The sequence below is a fragment of the Clostridium sp. 1001275B_160808_H3 genome (assembly GCF_015550425.1).
Lineage (GTDB): Bacteria > Bacillota > Clostridia > Clostridiales > Clostridiaceae > Clostridium.
In genome coordinates, this window is the sequence record NZ_JADNAT010000006.1 from 88,629 (window position 1) to 108,691 (window position 20,063).

Below are 20,063 nucleotides of genomic sequence, written 5' to 3' on the forward strand. Positions count from 1 at the left end.
TCTTATAAATCTTCTAAAATACTTTTATATTTATTATAATCATCTTCAGATATTGAGTATTTATTTTTTAAATCCTCAAGAAGACTTATAATTACTTTTTCTTGATTAAAACTTTTTTTAAGTAAATTAAGTTTACTTTCATAGGATAGAAATTGTTTATAGCATCTCTTTATTAAATCATGGATAGCCTGACGACTCGTGTTATTCAATTCAGCAATTTCAGCTAAGGATAAATCCTCATTATAGTAAAGCTCCATAATTTTATACTGTTTCTCTGTTAATAATGGACCATATAAATCCATTAATAATGAAATCTCAACCCTATCTTCCATTTCATCACCTTACCCACAAAAGAGATTTTAACAAAACAATTCTATACTGTCAAGTATTTTTACTTAACACCCAATAAAAATTTTGTTCAAAATTTTTAAATGTACAATTGATAATTATCAATTGTTAAAACAGTGCTTCTGCAAATCCTTCTGCATCGAATTCTTGAAGGTCATCTATTCCTTCTCCTACACCTATATATCTAACTGGTATATTTAACGTGTTTTTAATTGAAATTACAACTCCACCTTTAGCTGTTCCATCTAGCTTAGTTAATATAATACCATCAATAGGGCAAGCCTCCATAAATTGTTTTGCTTGAATTACGGCATTTTGACCTGTAGTTGCATCTAATACTAAAAGTGTTTCTTTTGATGCATCATTAAATTCTCTATCTATTATTCTGCCTATTTTAGATAATTCATCCATAAGATTTTTCTTATTATGAAGCCTTCCTGCTGTATCACATATTAATAAATCAATATTTCTTGACTTAGCTGCATTTACAGCATCAAAAACTACTGCTGCTGGATCAGAACCTTCCATATGCTTTACTAAGTCTACCCCTGCTCTTTCACTCCATACTTCTAGTTGGTCTATAGCAGCTGCTCTAAATGTATCTGCTGCTGCAAGTAATACTTTTTTACCTTCTTCTTTACTCTTTGCTGCAAGCTTCCCTATAGAAGTAGTCTTACCTACTCCATTTACACCTATTACAAGTAATACTTTCTTTTTAGAAGCTATATCTTCTTCTTTTCCTTCTGTTCCTTCAAGTAATATATCTTTGATTACAGCTTTTAAAGCTGGATAAACTTCACTTGGATCATTAATTTTTTCTTTTCTTATTTTTGCTTTTAATCTATCTATAATTTCTACTGTTGTATCCATTCCTATATCAGACATAACCAAAATTTCTTCTAATTCTTCATATAAATCTTCGTCTATAGTAATAGCTAGTTTTAGTGTTTCATTTATTTTATCTGTAAGTGCATCCTTTGTTTTTGAAAGTCCTGATTTTAAATTGTCAAATATTTTTCCAAATATGGCCATAGTTTACCTCCTAATTATCTTTGCTTAAGTCAACAGAAACTACTTTTGAAACTCCTTTTTCTTCCATAGTCACTCCATACATAACATCACTTGCTTCCATGGTACCTTTTCTATGTGTAATAACTATAAATTGTATATTCTCAGAGAATTCCTTTAAAAACTCTGCATATCTATATACATTTGCATCATCTAATGCTGCTTCAATTTCATCTAATATACAAAATGGTGTTGGCTTCATCTTTAAAATTGCAAATAAAAGTGCTATAGCAGAAAGGACTTTTTCTCCACCTGACATTAAATTTATATTTTGAAGCTTTTTACCTGGTGGTTGAACATTTATTTCTATATTAGCTGTTAGTTCATCACCTTCACCTAAAATAAGTTCTGCATTTCCACCTTTAAATAAATCCTTGAATGTTTCATTAAAGTTTTTATTTAGTATCTTGAAATTTTCTCTAAATAACTCTTGCATCTTTGAAGTCATTTCATTAATAACAGTCATCAACTCATCTTTTGCTTTGTTTAAATCCTCTTCTTGAGCAGACATAAACTCATATTTTTCGCAAACTTCTTCATATTCTGCAATTGCTGCTAAATTTACTGTTCCAAGTGCAGTAATTTTAGCTTTTAACTTAAATATCTCATCCTTAACATTTGAAATATTTTCTATCTCTAATGCAATTTCAACAGCTTCTGCTAAGGTTAAATTTAATTCTTCATTTAACCTTTTATAATGATTTTCCCTTTCACTTTCTATTTTGGCATATGCTATTTCCCTTTTATTTAGCTCTCCTTCTAGATTTCTTAATGTTTCTATTAATTCATTAGTTTCTCCATCTTTTATTTTTAACCTATCCTTTAAAGTTATTCTTCTTACTTCATCAGACTTAAAAATATCTTCAAGTTCATTTAACCTCTTATTGATTTCATCTATTAAATTTACTTTTTCATCTATTTGATTTTTTAAGTAGTTTATATTTTTTTCCTTTTCAGTATTTTCAACTTTAAGCTTTAATATCTTTTCTTCTTTTTCTTTTTCATCTTTTTCTTTTCTTTTTATTTCTGATTCTTTTCCATAAACTACTTCGTCTAATGTTGCTTTATTTATTTTTATTTGCATAACTTCATCTTTTATTTTATCAAAGTTTTCCTTCTTTTCAATCAATAATGTTTGTAAATTTTGTGACTCATTTTTATTGCTCGAATTATTTTCTTTTAATTTGTCTAATAGTTCTTTTTTTATCTTTATTTCTTCTCTTAATCTATTTAAAGTTTCCTTATTTAAAGATAATTCTTTTTTTGAAACTTCAAGAGAGTTTTTAAGCTTATAACCTTCATTTTCTAATGCTTTAATTTCACTTTCAAATCTTGTTATGTCAATTGTCTTTTCATGGACTTCATCGCTTTTATTTAGATTTTCTTCATCTATTACTTTTATTTCTTCTTTTATTTTATTTAAAGACTCCTGCTCTAAAGAATATCTTTCTTTACTCTTTGATATATTTTCTTCTAATTCCTGAAGTTCTCTTCTTCTTCCTAAAATACTTGAATTATTTTTCTTATATATACTCCCTCCAGTAAGAGCTCCTCCTGGACTAATAACTTCACCATCTAAAGTAACTATTTTTAATTTATAATTTCCAAGTTTAGATATTTTTAAGGCACAATCCATATCTCTTGCTATTATTGTTTTACCTAAAGAATAATCCATTATTTCCTTAAATGTACTGTCAAACTCAATTAAATCAGATGCTAATCCTAAAAATCCAGGAACATTTTTTATATTGTCAGAAATTATTAATCTATTACCCTTAATAATATTTAATGGTAAAAAAGTCGCTCTTCCTAAAGAATTTTTCTTAAGATAATCTATTAATAGCTTTGCTACATTTTCATCTTTTGTAATTATATTTGAAATAGCTCCACCTAAAGCTATTTCTATAGCAGTTTCATACTCCTTATTCACAGTAAATATCTCACCTAAAACCTTAGTACCTTTTCCATAAGAAACCTGACCTTTTTCTATTCTTTCCATCAATCTCTTTACGGATAATTGATAACCTTCATAGCTTTTTTCTAAATCCTTTAAAGTTGTTAATTTACCTTCTAAAGTATTAATATTTTTAGATATTTCTCTTATAAGGCTTTCCTTCTTTGTTGCTGAACTACTAAAATTAGAAAGCTTTTTCTTATTTTCAATTATATTATTTTTTATTTCTTCTCTTACTTTTCTTGTTTCATCAATATTTTTCTTAAGGCCTAAAATTGTAGCTAAGTTAATACTTATATTTCCTTCAATAGTCTTTAAAGTATTTTCTCCATTTGCTCCTAGTTCCTCTTTATTTAAGATTTCTTTATTTAATAAAGCTATATTATTATTTATTTCTGATGTCTTCCTTAAAAGTTCAAATTCTTCATCTTTGAAATGTTGAATCTTTTTCTCTAACTCCTGAATTTCCCTATTTAAATCTTGTACTTCTTTTTCTAACCTCTTAATATCATCTTCTCTTTGTATTTGCTCTTTTATCTTTTCTTCTAGTTCCTTGCCTAAAAGGTTTTTTTCATCTATAGAAATTTTCAAACTCTTTTCTAAATCTTCTATTTCTGATGAGTCTCTCTTTATTACTTCATCTAAATTTTTTATTCTCTCTTTGAATATTTCTATATTCTTTAGACTTTGATTTAATTCTTCCTTTTTAGTATAATATTCACTTTTTTCTGCATTATTTTTGTTTTCTAACTCTTCTATCTTACTTTCTAGCAATAGAAGCTCTTCTTTGTCTTTATGTAACTTATTTCTTTTAGTTTCAATATCACTTTTTCTACCAGTTATATCTTCACTTATTCCATTAATTTCTTCGTCAATTCTACTTATATTATTAACTAAAACAGAAACTTCTTTAACTTTAAGCTCTTCTGCTAAAGTTTTATACTTTAAAGCCTTTTCTCTCTCTATTTTTAATGGCTCTATTCGCTCTTCATAAGTAGATATTATGTCTCGTATTCTAACTAAATTATTTTCAGTATTAGATAGCTTTCTTTCTGCTTCTTCTTTTCTTGACTTAAATTTAACTATACCTGCAGCTTCTTCTAATAGAGCTCTTCTATCTTCTGCTTTACCACTTAATATAGCTTCTATTTTACCTTGTCCAATAAGCGAATACCCCTCTTTACCTATCCCTGTATCCATAAACAAATTATTAATGTCTTTTAGCCTACATTTTTGATTGTTTATTAAATACTCTGTTTCACCAGATCTAAATATCCTTCTTGTAACAGTTACTTCTGAATAATCTGTATCCAATGAATTATCTGAGTTATCTAGCGTAAGTGAAACTTGAGCTAGTCCAACCGGTTTTCTAAACTGAGTCCCCGCAAATATGACATCCTCCATTTTTCCACCTCTAAGTGTTTTTACACTTTGTTCACCAAGAACCCATCTTACAGAATCAGATATATTACTTTTTCCACTTCCATTTGGACCTACTACTGCTGTTACTCCTTTTCTAAACTTTAACTGGGTTTTATCTGCAAAAGATTTAAAACCTCTTATTTCTAGGGATTTTAAAAACATAGATACACTCCTTACCTATATCAATGATACTACTAAACTCATTGAAAACATGATTGCTAAAATTATAGTAATTACATATATCATTTTTTGTCTTGTTTGCTTCTTCATAATTACCACTCCTATTCTTATTTAAGTTTATAGTAAAGATGCTAAAATATCAATAATAAGGTAGGCAAAATCTTGCCTACCTTATATACTAACCTTTTCTATTCTTTTTAGCACGATAATATTAACATTTCCTCTGTCTACTTTATCTTTGGTAGCTATTAGTATTTTTCCTTTATGATTATTTCTTAAGTTATTAAAATATACTTTCTTATTTGCATAAAGCTTACTTAAATCTTTTGAATTTATTTCAATAATTATATCTTCATTTTCATTTATGACAGCTCCAATTTTATCACAAATTAAACTTCCCTCTACCAATTCTCTAAATGATGGATGGAACGGTCCATCTATTATATCTTTTCCCCATGTTATACTTTCAGTTGGCTGAAGACCTATTCTAATTATATTAACATTTGCATCTTTATATAGCCTATATAGATCTTTAGATATGTCAACAGCTTCTTCTAAGGAATACGGTTTATATTGACCTCTTTCATACATGTCAGCCATAGGTGTGTCTTTAATTACTAATGAAGGATATATCCTACATATATCCGGCTTCATTTTTATAGACTTCTTTACAGTTTCTATATCTTTTTCAAAAGTATCCCCTGGAAGTCCTGGCATTATTTGATGTCCTAATGTAATACCATATTCTTTTATTAGTTTAGAAGCTTTTTCTACATCTTCTGCACTATGCCCTCTTCCTGATAATCTTAACACTTCATCATCTAAAGATTGTACTCCAAGTTCAATTACATCTACCTTATAATCTTTTAAATAATCTAATATGTAATTATTTATTGCATCAGGTCTTGTAGACATTCTAATTTTATCTATATAACCTTTTTCTTTATATTCTTTTGCAACTGCTAGTAATTCTTTTTGTTTATTTACATTTATTGCAGTAAAAGTTCCTCCAAAAAATGATATTTCGACAGTTGCATTTTTATGATCTATAGTCTTAAGATATTCATCTACAGTTTCTCTTACATCTTTATCTGTAACTTCTTCATGAACAACTTTTGCTATTCTATCTTGATTACAAAATACACACTGATGCGGACACCCTTGATGAGATATAAATATTGGTATTATATAATGTCTTTTACTCATTTAATTCCTCCAAGTTTCTTAAGGCTTCTTTAGCTGCATTTTGCTCTGATTCTTTTTTGCTATAACCTTCACCTTTTCCAAGCTCTTTATCTTCAATTAAAACTGAGGTATAGAACTTTCTCCTGTGTGGAGGTCCTTCATACTTAAGTAATTCATATATTATAGAGACTTCACCTGACTTTTGCATTTCCTCTTGAAGCTTAGTTTTATAATCTAAAACAATATCATTATTTATTGCTTTATTTATTATTTCTTTAAAGTGGCCTAAAATATAATCCTTAACAAATTCAAGCCCTTTATCTAAGTAAATTCCTGCAAGTAAAGCCTCTACAGCATCAGCTATTATAGAAACCCTTTCTCTTCCTCCTGTTAGCTCTTCACCCCTACTTATTCTAATAAAATATCCTAAATTTAATTTTTTACCAATTTCATAAAGTGAGTTTTCACAAACTATAAGGCTTCTTATTTTTGTTAATTCACCTTCACTCTTATTTTTATAATTTAAGAAAAGATACTCAGTTATACATAACTGTAATATAGAATCTCCTAAAAATTCAAATCTTTCATTATACTCTTGATCTTTGTGTTGATTTGCGTAAGAACTATGTGTTAATGCTGTTTTTAAAAGCTTTGGCTCATTAAACGTTAATCCTATACTATCCTCAACTTCTTTTATATTAAACTTCGCCATTTCGTACACTCCTTGAAGTTTATTCTTCAATTTGCTTTTTAAGAAACTCTTTTTAATAGAGCAAATTCAAGAATAAACCAAATTCTCCTGTATATTTTAAATATAAAATCCCGCATTAAAGCGGGATTATATTATTCTTCAACATGATTCTTTAAATACTTAACTACATCTCCGACAGTTTTAAAATTTTCTGCTTCTTCATCTGGGATTTCAGTATCTAGCTCGTCTTCTAAAGCCATCATAAGTTCAACTAAATCTAATGAATCTGCATTTAAATCGTCAACGAATGAAGAATCCATTGTTATATCATCTTCGTTAATGCTTAATTTTTCAGCTATTATTTCTTTAACTTTCTCAAACATCTAATTCACCTCCTACATACATCATTTAGATAATATTATATATTATTTATCTAGTCAATATGCATATTGGAATAAATTATATATTATTTTGAAGTTCTTCTTTTATTTTTTCTAATACACCATTGTCATAAAAAGTTTTTGTTTGCCTTATAGCATTTTTAAAAGCTTTTCCATCTGAACTTCCATGAGCTTTAATACAAATACCTTCTACGCCTAAAAATGGTGCTCCACCATATTCTTTATAATCAAATTTCACTTTTAATGACTTAAATACAGAACTTAAAAGACCAGCACCTATTTTACTCATTATACCACCTGATAAAATTTCTTCTTTTATCATGTTTAATAATGTTGATGCTACCCCTTCATACATTTTTAACAATGTATTTCCTACAAAGCCATCACAAACTAAAACATTTACATCACCTTTTGATGTATCTCTTGGTTCTACATTACCAATAAAATTCAAACTATCTTCTTCTTTTAACAGCTTATGAACAGTTTTAGTTAATTCGTTCCCTTTTTCTTCTTCTGCACCTATATTAACAAGCCCTACTGAAGGATTATCATTCCCTAGTACACCTTGATAATATACTTTCCCCATCTTAGCAAATTGAACTAAGTAATTAGGCTTACAATCTACATTTGCTCCAGCATCTACTATCATGAAACTACCATTTTTCCCAGGCATAATTGGAGCAAGTGCTGGTCTCTCTACACCTTTTATCCTTCCAACTATAAGTGTACAACCTGCTAAAAATGCACCTGTACTACCTGCTGATATAATAGCATCACATTCTTTTTCTTTAACAAGTCTCAATGCTTTGCATATACTTGAATCCTTTTTCTTCTTTAAAGCCATTACAGGATGCTCATTTGGAGAAATAACCTCTCTTGCATCGACTATACTAATTAGTCCTTCATCATATTGGTATTTCTTTAGCTCTTCTTCTATTTGCTCTTTAGGACCTGTTATATAATATTCTATTCCTTCATATTCCTTCAAAGCTTGAATAACGCCTTCTACTACGGCTTTAGGTGCATTATCTCCACCCATACCATCTATAGCTATTTTCATAATACCACTTCGCCCCTTTTCTTTATATATAAAGAAAAGAAAGTCATTAGACTTTCTTTATTCTTCTACTGAAGCAACTACTTCTTTACCTTTATAGAATCCACAGTTCTTGCAAACTCTGTGAGCTAACTTCATTTCGTGACATTGTGGACACTCAACTATTCCAGGTAAGCTCGCCTTAAAAGTTTGAGCTCTTCTTGAATTTCTCTTTGCTCTATATGTTTTTCTAGCTGGATTTCCCATTACTACACCTCCTTATTTCCAAACAACTCTTGTAACTTTGCCAGTCTTAAGTCTACATCATTTGTCTCACATTGACAAGAACCTTCATTAAGATTTTTACCGCATTGGTAGCAAAGTCCCTTACAGTCATCTGTGCAAAGTCTCTTAATAGGTAAGGTTGAAATAATAACATTTTCAACTATTTTAGCAATATCTAAAGTATCGCTATCTACAAAAATAATTTCTTCATTATCTTGAAGTTCCTTATTATTTGTAAACCTTTCTTCTATATCAATATCTATTGGATAGATAAAGGCCTCTAGGCATCTTGAACAATTTAATTTCAATTTTGTTTTTATTGAAGCTTTTAAAGTTAAAACATCTTCAACAGAGATAACATTTCCAACTAAATTTACAGCTTCTACAGCTTCTATTTTTTCTCCATCAAAATAAAGTGGAGCTAATTCATATGTTACATTGATTTCTTTTTTTCTTTTCTTTGATGAAATTAAGTCTGAAAATTGTATAATCATATGTACTGCTCTAGACAATGTCCTCATATCCTTCAGGATACATTATACACCTTATGTGTATAGCTTGAGCAAAGCTTCATTTCACTCCTTAGATAAATATTTGCCGAATAAACACAATTTATTATATAAAGTGCATGATTAAAAGTCAAGCAATTTATTCTAAATAACCCAACTAATAATTATGCACTCTAAAAATCAACTACTTTATTAGTTCAACAGTATCTCTTGCTATAACTAATTCTTCATTAGTTGGTATAACAAAAGCTTTTACCTTACAACCATCTTTAGATATTTCTCTTACTTTACCTCTAACATTATTTCTTTCAGTATCTACTTCTACTCCTAAGAATTCTAATCCTTTTAGAATTGACTCTCTAGTTTCTGGTCCATTTTCTCCAACTCCAGCAGTAAATACTATAGCATCAACGCCACCCATTATAGCAGCATATGATCCAATTGTAGCTCTTACTTTATATTCAAATATAGCAAGTGCTAATTTAGCTCTATGAATTCCTTCTTTAAATGCAGCATCTTCAATATCTCTAAAATCTGAGCTAATTCCTGATATTCCAAGAACACCTGATTTCTTATTTAATAAATCGTTAACTTCATCAATTGATAAACCTTCTTCTTTCATTAAGAAAGTAACTATAGCTGGATCTATATTCCCACTTCTTGTTCCCATAGCTACCCCTTCAAGTGGAGTGAATCCCATTGATGTATCTATAGATACACCATTCTTAACAGCGCATAAACTTGCACCATTTCCTAAATGGCATGTAACTATTTTTAAATCTTTTATATCTTTTCCCATAACTTCTGCTACTTTTTGAGAAACATATTTATGAGAAGTACCATGGAATCCATATTTTCTTATTCCATGTTTATTATATAAATCATATGGAAGAGCATATAAATATGCTTCTTCTGGCATTGTACCATGGAAAGCAGTATCAAATACAGCTACCATTGGTGTATTTGGCATTAAATCCTCACAAGCTTCAATACCTATCATGTTAGCTGGATTGTGAAGAGGAGCTAATTTAAAGCAATCTTTAATATAGTCCTTAACTTCTTCATTTATAACTACAGAATTTTTATATTTTTCTCCACCATGAACAACTCTATGTCCAACAGCTGTTATTTCATCCATTGATGAAATAACTCCATTTTCTGCATCTATCAATGCATCTAAAACTAACTTTATAGCTATCTTATGATCATTCATAGGTTGCTTAACTATATACTTATCTCTTCCTTCAACCTTTTGAGTTAAAACTGATCCTTCAATTCCTATTCTTTCTACTAATCCTTGAGCTAATGATTCTTCAGTAGCCATATCGATTAATTGATATTTTAGTGATGAACTACCACAATTAATTACTAATACTTTCATTTGTTTTACTCCTTCCTAATGGATAATTATTTTTGAGCTTGCGCTTGAACAGCAGTTAATGCAACAACATTAACTATATCATCAGAGCTACATCCTCTTGATAAATCATTTATTGGCTTTGCAAAACCTTGACACATAGGACCTATAGCCTCTGCATTAGCAAATCTTTGAACTAATTTATATCCTATATTACCACTTTGTAAATCTGGGAATATTAATACATTAGCTTTACCTGCAACATTACTATTTGGAGCCTTTTGTGCTGCTACTTTATCAACTATAGCTGCATCTAATTGTAATTCTCCATCTATTAAAAGGTCTGGTCTTAATTCCTTTGCAAGTTCTGTAGCTTTTCTTACTTTATCAACCATTTCATGATCTGCACTTCCCATTGTTGAGAATGAAAGCATTGCCACTCTTGGTTCTACCTTGCAAAGATTTCTAGCTGTGTCCGCTGTAGCTATTGCTATTGCAGCTAATTGTTCGTAATTTGGATTTGGGTTAACTGCACAATCTGAGAATAGAAGCATACCTTCTTCTCCATATTTAGATCCAGGTACCATCATTATAAAGAAACTTGAAACAACTGACACTCCTGGGGCAGTCTTTATTATTTGTAATCCTGGTCTAAGTAAGTCTCCTGTCGTATGTACAGCACCTGATACCATTCCATCAGCATCATCTAACTTAACCATCATAGTCCCAAAATATAACGGATCTTTTACTATTTTTTCTGCCTTTTCTAAGGTCATACCTTTACTTTTTCTTAATTCATAAAACTCATTAATATAAGTTTCTAATCTTTCTGAATTATTTGGATCAACTACTTCTATTCCTTCTAAGTTTACTCCTAATTCTTTAGCCTTTTCATTAATTCTAGTATTATCTCCAACTAAAACTGGATAAGCTAAACCAAGCTCTTGGATTCTTTGAGCTGCTACTAAAGTTCTCTCCTCATCACCTTCTGGAAGAACTATTCTTCTTTTATCAGCTTTAGCTGCATCCCATAATTTATTCATAAGTTCCATAATATTTACTCCTTTCAAAAAGACACGGACTCATCTTCATATACTAATATACTCCTAAGTAACTATAATTTTCAACATAAAAATAGCCGAAAGATTTAATTCTTTATATTATAAATATTCAGAATATTCTCCTCGTATTTATAGTCCTTATCTTTCATATTAATCTTTTAATAAATTTTTATTATGCTATAATAATTTTATATTTCCCAATAAGGAGTGTATTTATGAATATAACAGGAATAATAACAGAATATAATCCTTTTCACAACGGTCATCTTTACCACTTAAATTCTGCAAAAAAAGAAACGAATTGCGATGGCATAGTTTGTATAATGAGCGGAAATTTTGTTCAAAGAGGTGAACCCGCATTAATTGATAAATGGAAAAGAACTGAAATGGCAATTTTAAATGGTGTTGACTTAGTTATTGAATTACCTACTTTTTATGCTTTATCTTCTGCAGAATTTTTCGCAAAAGGTTCTATATATATTCTTGACTCAATCGGTGTAATCAATAACATTTTTTTTGGAAGTGAATGCGGCAATATAAGTTACTTAGAAAAAATTGCTAAAACATTAACAATTGAATCCTATGATTTACAATCTAAAATTAAAGAAAATTTAAAAACTGGAATGACCTTTGCTAAAGCAAGAGAACTATCTTTAAAAGAGATATTAAAAGATGACTCTCTTGAAGAAGTCTTATCCAGCTCAAATAATATTTTAGGAATTGAATACATAAAATCTCTAATAAATTTAAATAGTTCTATTGTCCCAATGACTTTAAAACGAGAAGGGGCAAGATATAACGATAAATCATTAACTAGTACTTTTGCTTCAGCAACAAGTATCAGAGAAAACTTAAAAAAAGATTTATCTTTAGAAGAACTAAATAAATATTTACCTAGTGTATCTTTAGATATTCTTTATTCATTAAAAGAAATTAATTACCCTTTTGTATTTGAAAGAGAAATGTATCCATACATTAAGTATAAACTACTAACTAATTGTATAGATTTTAACAATCTTTTCGAAATAAAAGAAGGCTTAGATAACAAATTTTTAAAGGAAATTTGCAACAGTAATTCATATGAAGATTTAATATTCAAAGTAAAAAGTAAGAGATATACATATACAAAAATTTCTAGATTAATGGCTCAGATATATTTATCTTTAGATAAGTATTCACATGAGGAACTAATTAAACCAACAAATCTGTATGCTAGAGTTCTTGGTTTCAATAACACTGGAAGATCTATATTAAAAGAAATGAAAAAAAAATCAAAAATACCAATTATAACAAAAGTGCCTAAAAATATAAATAACCCTTTATTGAATTTAGATATTCAAGCAACTAAGGCATACTCAATCTTAAATAACAAATTAAATCCATTAAGTGATTATTTTAAATCACCTATAATAAAAGATTAATATTAAAAAGTCATAGGCATATAAATACTATATAGGAGGTTAATTTTATGTTTAGTATTTTTGTTTTATGGCTTTTTGTTTTTTTTCTTGTAGCTTTATTATTAAAACTTTTAAATGTAAAAAAGAATTATGTAATTTGCTTTGCAATCACAATTTTTATTATTATATTTGTTGTAAATTTACAAGTCAGTATGGCTGCAGCCATAAATGGAGCAAAACTAGTTGTAGCTGCAATATTACCAACAATTTTTCCGTTTAGTGTTATATGTAATTTACTAATTTATTATGATGGTATAGGACTTTACTCAAAAATACTAGGTCCATTGCTTTGCAAACCATTAGGTCTTTCAAAAACTTGCTCTTTCCCATTAGCTGCAAGCTTTATATGCGGCTATCCTTTAGGAGCAAAGTATTCTTCAGATATTTATGAACTTGGATATATACATAAAAGCGAGTATGAAAGGCTATTAAATATAGCTTCTAATGCAGGTCCTATTTTCATATTAGGATCAGTTGCTGCTTCTATGCTTTATAATATAAAATTTGGATATATCTTATTAATTGCCAATTACTTATCTATAATTATTGTAGGTTTTTTAACAAGAAAAAAAACTATTAATATTATTTCATCTAATAATATTAATAGTACTTATAAAGAACATCCTTTTGGAACTAATTTGAAAAATTCCATAGAAGGTGCTATTACTACAACTATCAATGTAGGTGCCTTTGTAATAATATTTTCTGTAGTTATAAGCATAATAAAAAGCAACACTTATATAAGTACTGCTTTTGAAACTTTGGAAAACTTAATTAAATTACCATCTGGAACTTTATACAACTTATTTTTAGGTAGTATTGAATTTACAAACGGATGTAAATTAATATCTATATCCAATATATCTATGAACTTAAAATTAAGCATGATGAGTTTTATTTTATCATTTTCAAGCTTATCAGTTATAGCTCAAGTAAGCTCTATAGTAAGCAAAAGTAATCCAAATATGAAAAAATATATTTTTTATAAATTTATCCAAGGAGTAATAAGTTTTGTAATAACCTTTGTAGTAAGTAATATATTATTATCTTCAATACCTACTTCAAATATAACTCCAAGTGAAAATTATACTATTTTAACATTTTATAAATTTTTTATTCCTATATTAATATTCTTTACTATAACACTATTATTATCGATGATAGTAAAAAACTTTAAAAGAAGATTACATTCCTCTTAATTCTGAAATGTTTTCTTTAATTTTATCTCCTGTACTACTTAATTTTTCATCTATATCTTTTGCTGCCATTTCAAAAGATTTTTGCATATTTTCAATTAGCGTATTTCTTTTTTCTTCAATTTCTCTATCTAATTGAGCTAAAATTTCTGTTGAATATTCTCTAGAACCAATTCTAATTGCCTTAGCATCTCTTTGAGCTAGGGCAATTATTTCATTAGCTCTTATTTTTGCTTCCTTAACTATATCATGATTTTCAACTTTCTGCTTCATCATTTCCATAATTTCACTTTTGGTTGATTCATAATGCTTTTGAGCATCACCTAAAATTCTATCCTTTTCAGTCATTACCCATTGTGCTTTTTTTAATTGATCTGGAAGATAATTTACTACTTGATCTATTACTTCTAAGAATTCCTTCTTATCTATTACACTTTTACCTGTTATAGGTACCTTAGGTGCTGTTTCAATTAATTCCTCTAAGTATTCTAAAAGTTCTATAATATTAACTTCAATCTTCTCCATACCTCTTCCCCCTTGATAAAAATCATTAAAATCTATCCATAACTTCTGTAATTAATTCTTCAGGTACAAGACCTTTAATATTTCCACCAAACTTTGCTACTTGCTTTACTGAAGATGAACTTACGTAAGAATATTCTGAAGAAGTCATAATGAATACAGTTTCTATATCTGAATCAAGTTTAGAATTCATAAGTGCCATTTGAAATTCATATTCAAAGTCAGATACTGTTCTAAGACCCTTTAATATAACTTTTGAATTATGCATTCTTGCAAAATCCACTAACAATCCATCAAAGCTTAAGACTTCTACATTTTTTAAATCCTTAGTAACTTTTTTTATTAACTCAACTCTTTCTTCAATGTCAAATAAACATTTTTTATCCATATTTACTAGCACTGCAACTATAAGCTTATCATAAATTTTAGCGCCCCTAGTAATTATATCTAAGTGACCATTAGTAATAGGATCAAAACTTCCTGGATAAACTGCTATATTCATATCTCTCACCTTTTAAATTACTCCTCATATTTATAAAAACATACTGTTGTATTACCATACTTTCTACTTTGTAATAACTTTATATCTTTATATCCATCATATATTTCTTCTATAGAATCTATTTTAGTGACTATTATTCCACTTTCTTTTAGCATATTATTTTCTTTAATTATTTTTATTGCTTCTGGAATCATTTCCTTACAATAAGGTGGATCTATAAATATAATATCAAAAATCTTTCCTTTTTTATTTAACATTTTTAAAGCATCATATGAATCCATATTTAATGGAGTACAAAAATCTTGAAATTTTAAATTTTCTACATTTTGTTTTAATAAAGGAAATGTTGTGTTACTTTTATCAATTAAATAAACTTCTTTAGCTCCTCTACTTGCTGCTTCTAAACCAAGACTTCCTGTCCCTGCAAAAACATCTACAACAACTGCTTCTGGTATGTATCCTTGAATTATACTAAACATAGCTTCTTTTACTCTATCTAAAGTTGGTCTAGTTTCCATAGTTGCAGGAGGTATTAATTTTCTTCCTCTTGCTTTTCCTGCTATTATTCTCATTTAGTTTCCTCCTTAGGTACTATCATTTCAATTTTAACATAATATTTCTTTATATACAATTTTTTTAGTTAAAACAAATATATCGACTATATCTCTCAATTGAATTAGATATTTCATTACATAATTTTACATGCTCTATTTTATCAGAGTTAATTAAATTATTAGCTTCATATCTTGCACATTTCAATATATCTATATCTTCATATATATCTGCAAGAACAAGCCCAATATCCCCACTTTGCTTAAGTCCAAACATTTCACCTGCACCTCTTAGCTTAAGATCTTGTTCTGATATATAAAAACCATCTGTTGACTCTGTCATTATTTCCATTCTCTTTTTTGTCTTTTCATTTTTAGCTTTTCCTATTAAAATACAATATGATTCATATTGCCCTCTTCCTACTCTCCCTCTTAATTGATGAAGTTGTGCTAATCCAAATCTTTCTGAATTCTCTATAATCATCATTGATGCATTAGGCACATTTACACCTACCTCAATAACAGTGGTTGAAATAATAACTTTTACTTTATTATCTTTAAATAAGTTTATGAGCTCATCTTTTTCTTTTGGCTTCATTTTACCATGTAATATTTCTACACTCACATTCCTGAATACACCATCTTTTAATTCTTCATAAAGCTTTTCTACTGAATTTAATTCCATTTTCTCATTTTCTTCAATTAAAGGACAAACTATATAAACTTGCCTTCCTTTTCCTATTTCATCTAAAGCTAAATCATACGCTAACATTCTATCATTTTCAGAATAAAATCTTGTATCTATTTTCTTTCTTCCTGGAGGCAACTTATCAATTATTGATACATCTAAATCAGAATACATATATAAAGCTAGTGTCCTAGGAATAGGTGTAGCTGTCATAACTAAAACATCTGGTCTTCTTCCCTTGTTTATAAGCTTACTTCTTTGTTCAACACCAAATCTATGTTGTTCATCAGTAATAACAAGTCCTAAATTGGTAAAATCTACATCTTCTTGTATTAACGCATGTGTTCCTATAACTATTAATGGTTCTCCAGTTGATATTCTTTCTTTTATTCTTCTTTTTTCTTTTAAACTAGTACTTCCAGTTAGCAATTCAACTTCTACATTGAAATTTTTTAGAATTTTCAATGTTTCTTCATAATGTTGATTAGCGAGTATTTCTGTAGGAACCATTAAAGAAGCTTGGAACCCATTTTTTATAACATTAAACATAGCTATTATGGCAACAATAGTTTTTCCACTACCAACATCCCCTTGAACTAACCTGTTCATAGAATATTTACTTTTTTGATCTCTTAAGATTTCTCTAACAACTTTTGTTTGTGCATCTGTTAAATTAAAAGGTAATGATTCCTTTAACAAAGTTAATTCTTTATGCCAATAAAAAGAAATACCATCATTGCTTCTTAACTTATTTTTAAGTAATAACAGTTTCATTGAGTAGGTAAATAATTCTTGAAATTTTAATCTTATAACTGCTTGATTTAAATCACCTTTTCCTTTTGGAAAATGTATTTCTCTGATAGCTTTATCAAGACCTATCATATTATACTTATCTAAAATTTCCTTTGGTAAATTATCTGTTATTATTACTTCATCTAATATCTGATTTATAAGCTTTGTAATTATCCTATCACTTAAATCACCCTTTAATGGATATTTGGGGATAATTTCGCTTTTTTTTGCATCTCTACATCCAACCATAGGATTTATTACTTCTAATAAATTTCCTGTTCTTTTAAACTTCCCAACTAAATCATAAGATTCATTTAATCTATAAGAATTTTTTATGTATCTTTGATTAAACCATTTTGCGATAACTATATGTCCTTTATAATCAAATTTTATTGCAGATATTATCTTACCAGTTTTAGTTTTAACATCTCTATCGTATCCTATTACTCTACAAGTTAAAATTTGTTTTTCTTCGCCATCTATTTCATTAAAGTCAACATCACCTTTAATAAATTCATAATCTCTAGGAAAATATAAAAGTAAATCATATATGGTAAATATCCCACATTTATTAAGCTTTTCAGTAAGCTTTGGTCCCACTCCTTTTAGAGTAGATATTTCCATAAATATATTCATTTGCTCACCTCAAAATTTTAATTCAATAAATATTAAAGCACAAGTTTCCACTTATGTAAATAAAGTAGTAACTTGTGCTCTTATCATTATTCCACTGACATTAAGAAGTAATAAAGAGGTTGTGCTCCTCTGTAGCATTGAACATCTAAATCTTCATACTTTTCTTCTATTTCTTCTGCAAATTTTTCTGCTTCTTCTTCAGTAACATCTGCACCATATAATATTGTTATAAGTTCACTTTCTTCATCTATCATCTCAGCAAGTACTTCTTTTGCGACATCACAATATGATGATCCAACTTTCTTTATCTTGCCTTCAATTAGTCCAAGCATATTTCCTTCTTTTATTTCTATTCCATCCATTTCTGTATCTCTTACAGCATAAGTTACAGAACCTGTCTTAACCATTCCCATTGCTTCATTAAGATTATCTATATTTTCCTCAACTTCAGCTTCTGGATTAAACATAGTTATGCATGTTATCCCTTGAGGAATTGTAGTTGTTGGAATAACTTTAACATCTTTATCAGATATTTCAGCTGCTTGATTTGCTGACATTATTATATTTTTATTATTAGGTAAAACAAATATATGTTCAGCATTTAATTTAGATACACACTCCATTATATCTTGAGTTGAAGGATTCATCGTTTGACCACCTTCTATAACATAATCAACACCTAAATCTTTAAATATATTCGTTATTCCTTCTCCCATAGCAACTGCTACGAAAGCATATTTCTTCTTTTCTTGCTCTAATTCTTCAACAGCAGCTTCACCTTCAAAATGATTTGAATCATCTACATGAGCTTCTTTATATTCTTCTTTACTTAAAAGCACTTCTCTATGCTCTTCTCTCATATTATCTATTTTTATTTTAGATAATTCTCCTAATTTAACAGCCTTTGCTAAAACAGCACCAGGATCATTAGTATGAATATGTACTTTTATTACATCTTCATATCCAACTACAACTTGTGAGTCTCCCATAGGTATTATTTCATCTCTAAATTTGTCTGCTTTAATAGCATCTGCAAGAATTATAAATTCAGTACAATATCCAAATTTTATATCAATATCTTCTGTACCTTGAGCTCCTTGCATTTTAGATGAAGCTGGCTTAATATCTTTTATTTCTGCTTTTATATCATCTTTTAAAGCATCATACATCCCTTTAAGGATAATATATAATCCCATTCCACCTGAATCTACAACCTTAGCCTTCTTTAAAGCTGGTAATAAATCTGGAGTTTTATCTAACATTATTTTTGCTTCTGTTACTATAACATCCATAAGATCTACCACATCTTTAACATCTGTATCTATAGCTGCTTCTGCAGCTGCTCTAATTACAGAAAGTATAGTTCCTTCTGTTGGTCTCATAACTGCTTTATAAGCAGCATTACTACCTTCTTTAAACGCTATTGCAAGTTCTACAGTGTCTACTTCAGTTTTTCCTTCTAATCCCTTAGAGATACCTCTTAGTATTTGTGAAAGAATTACTCCTGAATTTCCTCTTGCACCCATTAAAGCTCCTTTTGCAAGCTTTTTTGAAGTTTCTGCAATTGAATCAGAATTTAATCCTTCTATCTCTTTAACCGCAGCTTTAAATGTAGCTGACATGTTTGTTCCTGTATCTCCATCTGGAACAGGGAATACATTTAAAGAATTAACGTATTCACTTTCTTCTAACAATCTATTGCTAGCGTTAACAACCATATTATAAAAATCATGGCCATTTATTTTCTGATATTTCATCTTTTTACCTCCTAGACTCTAACTGCTTGAACATTTACTGTAACAGATGAAACTTTTAATCCAGTAAAGTTTTCCACACTATAACGTACCTTTTGTATTATGTTATTTGCTATTACAGAAATCTTTGTTCCGTATTCAACCATAACATATAATTCTATAACTAATTTATCTTCATTAAACTTTAGCTTAACACCCTTACTTAAATTTTCTATTCTCATTAATTCCCATAAGCCTTCAGTGGCATTCTTAGAAACCATACCAACTACTCCATAGCACTCCATAGTTGAAAGTCCAACAATTTTTGCAAGTACCTCTTCAGAGTAATGTATATTTCCAAGTTCATTTGAATATCCTACCATATAGAATCCTCCTTATAAATATCCTTATACTATATTTTATATTACTTACATTTATTATTCAAGTAAATATTACATAGGTTAGTATATGGAAATATGCTTAGAT

The 20,063-nt window shown here is 28.6% G+C and carries 19 protein-coding genes; 2 read left to right on the forward strand and 17 right to left on the reverse strand.

Translation table 11 applies throughout. The annotated features are described in order from the left end of the window. Positions 1–2: 2 nt before the first annotated feature. From I2A75_RS06295 to pta, 11 genes are all read right to left on the reverse strand, one after another. Positions 3–332: a putative DNA-binding protein gene (locus I2A75_RS06295; RefSeq protein WP_195263628.1), complete on the reverse strand. Its 330-nt coding sequence runs from the start codon at positions 330–332 to the stop codon at positions 3–5. A 124-nt stretch (positions 333–456) separates the two neighbouring features. Next, on the reverse strand, positions 457–1,374 hold the full coding sequence (gene ftsY, locus I2A75_RS06300) for a signal recognition particle-docking protein FtsY (RefSeq protein WP_195263700.1): 918 nt from the start codon (positions 1,372–1,374) through the stop codon (positions 457–459). 16 nt (positions 1,375–1,390) lie between these two features. Next, positions 1,391–4,954 (reverse strand): chromosome segregation protein SMC, encoded by a 3,564-nt coding sequence (gene smc / locus I2A75_RS06305; RefSeq protein WP_195263629.1) that lies wholly within the window; start codon positions 4,952–4,954, stop codon positions 1,391–1,393. 189 nt (positions 4,955–5,143) lie between these two features. Then, the gene (locus tag I2A75_RS06310; protein WP_195263630.1) at positions 5,144–6,178 is read right to left on the reverse strand and encodes a radical SAM protein; all 1,035 of its coding nucleotides are present in this window, start codon (positions 6,176–6,178) and stop codon (positions 5,144–5,146) included. Then, entirely contained in the window at positions 6,171–6,869 is a 699-nt protein-coding gene (gene rnc / locus I2A75_RS06315; protein ID WP_195263631.1) for a ribonuclease III, read from the reverse strand. Before rnc ends, I2A75_RS06310 begins: the two co-directional genes overlap by 8 nt. A gap of 131 nt (positions 6,870–7,000) precedes the next feature. Further along, positions 7,001–7,231, reverse strand: a complete 231-nt coding sequence (gene acpP, locus I2A75_RS06320) for an acyl carrier protein (RefSeq protein WP_008678360.1) — start codon at positions 7,229–7,231, stop codon at positions 7,001–7,003. A 76-nt stretch (positions 7,232–7,307) separates the two neighbouring features. Beyond that, a complete protein-coding gene (gene plsX / locus I2A75_RS06325) occupies positions 7,308–8,309 on the reverse strand; it encodes a phosphate acyltransferase PlsX (protein ID WP_195263632.1) in 1,002 nt (333 codons plus the stop codon). A gap of 57 nt (positions 8,310–8,366) precedes the next feature. Next, positions 8,367–8,552 carry a 50S ribosomal protein L32 gene (gene rpmF / locus I2A75_RS06330; protein ID WP_008678357.1) on the reverse strand — a complete coding sequence of 62 codons (186 nt, stop codon included), beginning with the start codon at positions 8,550–8,552 and terminating at the stop codon, positions 8,367–8,369. Positions 8,553–8,554: 2 nt separating this feature from the next. Beyond that, on the reverse strand, positions 8,555–9,064 hold the full coding sequence (locus tag I2A75_RS06335) for a DUF177 domain-containing protein (protein WP_195263633.1): 510 nt from the start codon (positions 9,062–9,064) through the stop codon (positions 8,555–8,557). Between the two features lie 199 nt (positions 9,065–9,263). Further along, positions 9,264–10,460, reverse strand: a complete 1,197-nt coding sequence (locus tag I2A75_RS06340) for an acetate kinase (RefSeq protein ID WP_195263634.1) — start codon at positions 10,458–10,460, stop codon at positions 9,264–9,266. A gap of 26 nt (positions 10,461–10,486) precedes the next feature. Beyond that, the gene (gene pta, locus I2A75_RS06345; RefSeq protein WP_195263635.1) at positions 10,487–11,488 is read right to left on the reverse strand and encodes a phosphate acetyltransferase; all 1,002 of its coding nucleotides are present in this window, start codon (positions 11,486–11,488) and stop codon (positions 10,487–10,489) included. 224 nt (positions 11,489–11,712) lie between these two features. Here pta and I2A75_RS06350 point away from each other — a divergent pair, with 224 nt between their 5' ends. Both I2A75_RS06350 and ylbJ read left to right on the forward strand, forming a co-directional pair. Beyond that, a complete protein-coding gene (locus tag I2A75_RS06350; protein ID WP_195263636.1) occupies positions 11,713–12,918 on the forward strand; it encodes a nucleotidyltransferase in 1,206 nt (401 codons plus the stop codon). 47 nt (positions 12,919–12,965) lie between these two features. After that, entirely contained in the window at positions 12,966–14,156 is a 1,191-nt protein-coding gene (gene ylbJ, locus I2A75_RS06355; protein ID WP_195263637.1) for a sporulation integral membrane protein YlbJ, read from the forward strand. Here the strand turns inward: ylbJ and I2A75_RS06360 are convergent. The 6 genes from I2A75_RS06360 to I2A75_RS06385 form a co-directional block, all read right to left on the reverse strand. Next, entirely contained in the window at positions 14,142–14,678 is a 537-nt protein-coding gene (locus I2A75_RS06360; protein ID WP_195263638.1) for an ATPase, read from the reverse strand. The genes ylbJ and I2A75_RS06360 overlap by 15 nt on opposite strands. 25 nt (positions 14,679–14,703) lie before the next feature. Then, positions 14,704–15,177 carry a pantetheine-phosphate adenylyltransferase gene (gene coaD / locus I2A75_RS06365; protein WP_195263639.1) on the reverse strand — a complete coding sequence of 158 codons (474 nt, stop codon included), beginning with the start codon at positions 15,175–15,177 and terminating at the stop codon, positions 14,704–14,706. A 17-nt stretch (positions 15,178–15,194) separates the two neighbouring features. Then, positions 15,195–15,749 carry a 16S rRNA (guanine(966)-N(2))-methyltransferase RsmD gene (gene rsmD / locus I2A75_RS06370; RefSeq protein WP_195263640.1) on the reverse strand — a complete coding sequence of 185 codons (555 nt, stop codon included), beginning with the start codon at positions 15,747–15,749 and terminating at the stop codon, positions 15,195–15,197. Positions 15,750–15,813: 64 nt separating this feature from the next. Continuing rightward, positions 15,814–17,844 carry an ATP-dependent DNA helicase RecG gene (recG, locus tag I2A75_RS06375; protein WP_195263641.1) on the reverse strand — a complete coding sequence of 677 codons (2,031 nt, stop codon included), beginning with the start codon at positions 17,842–17,844 and terminating at the stop codon, positions 15,814–15,816. An 86-nt stretch (positions 17,845–17,930) separates the two neighbouring features. Further along, on the reverse strand, positions 17,931–19,601 hold the full coding sequence (locus I2A75_RS06380; RefSeq protein WP_195263642.1) for a DAK2 domain-containing protein: 1,671 nt from the start codon (positions 19,599–19,601) through the stop codon (positions 17,931–17,933). Between the two features lie 11 nt (positions 19,602–19,612). Continuing rightward, positions 19,613–19,960, reverse strand: a complete 348-nt coding sequence (locus tag I2A75_RS06385) for an Asp23/Gls24 family envelope stress response protein (protein WP_008678337.1) — start codon at positions 19,958–19,960, stop codon at positions 19,613–19,615. Positions 19,961–20,063 lie beyond the last annotated feature (103 nt).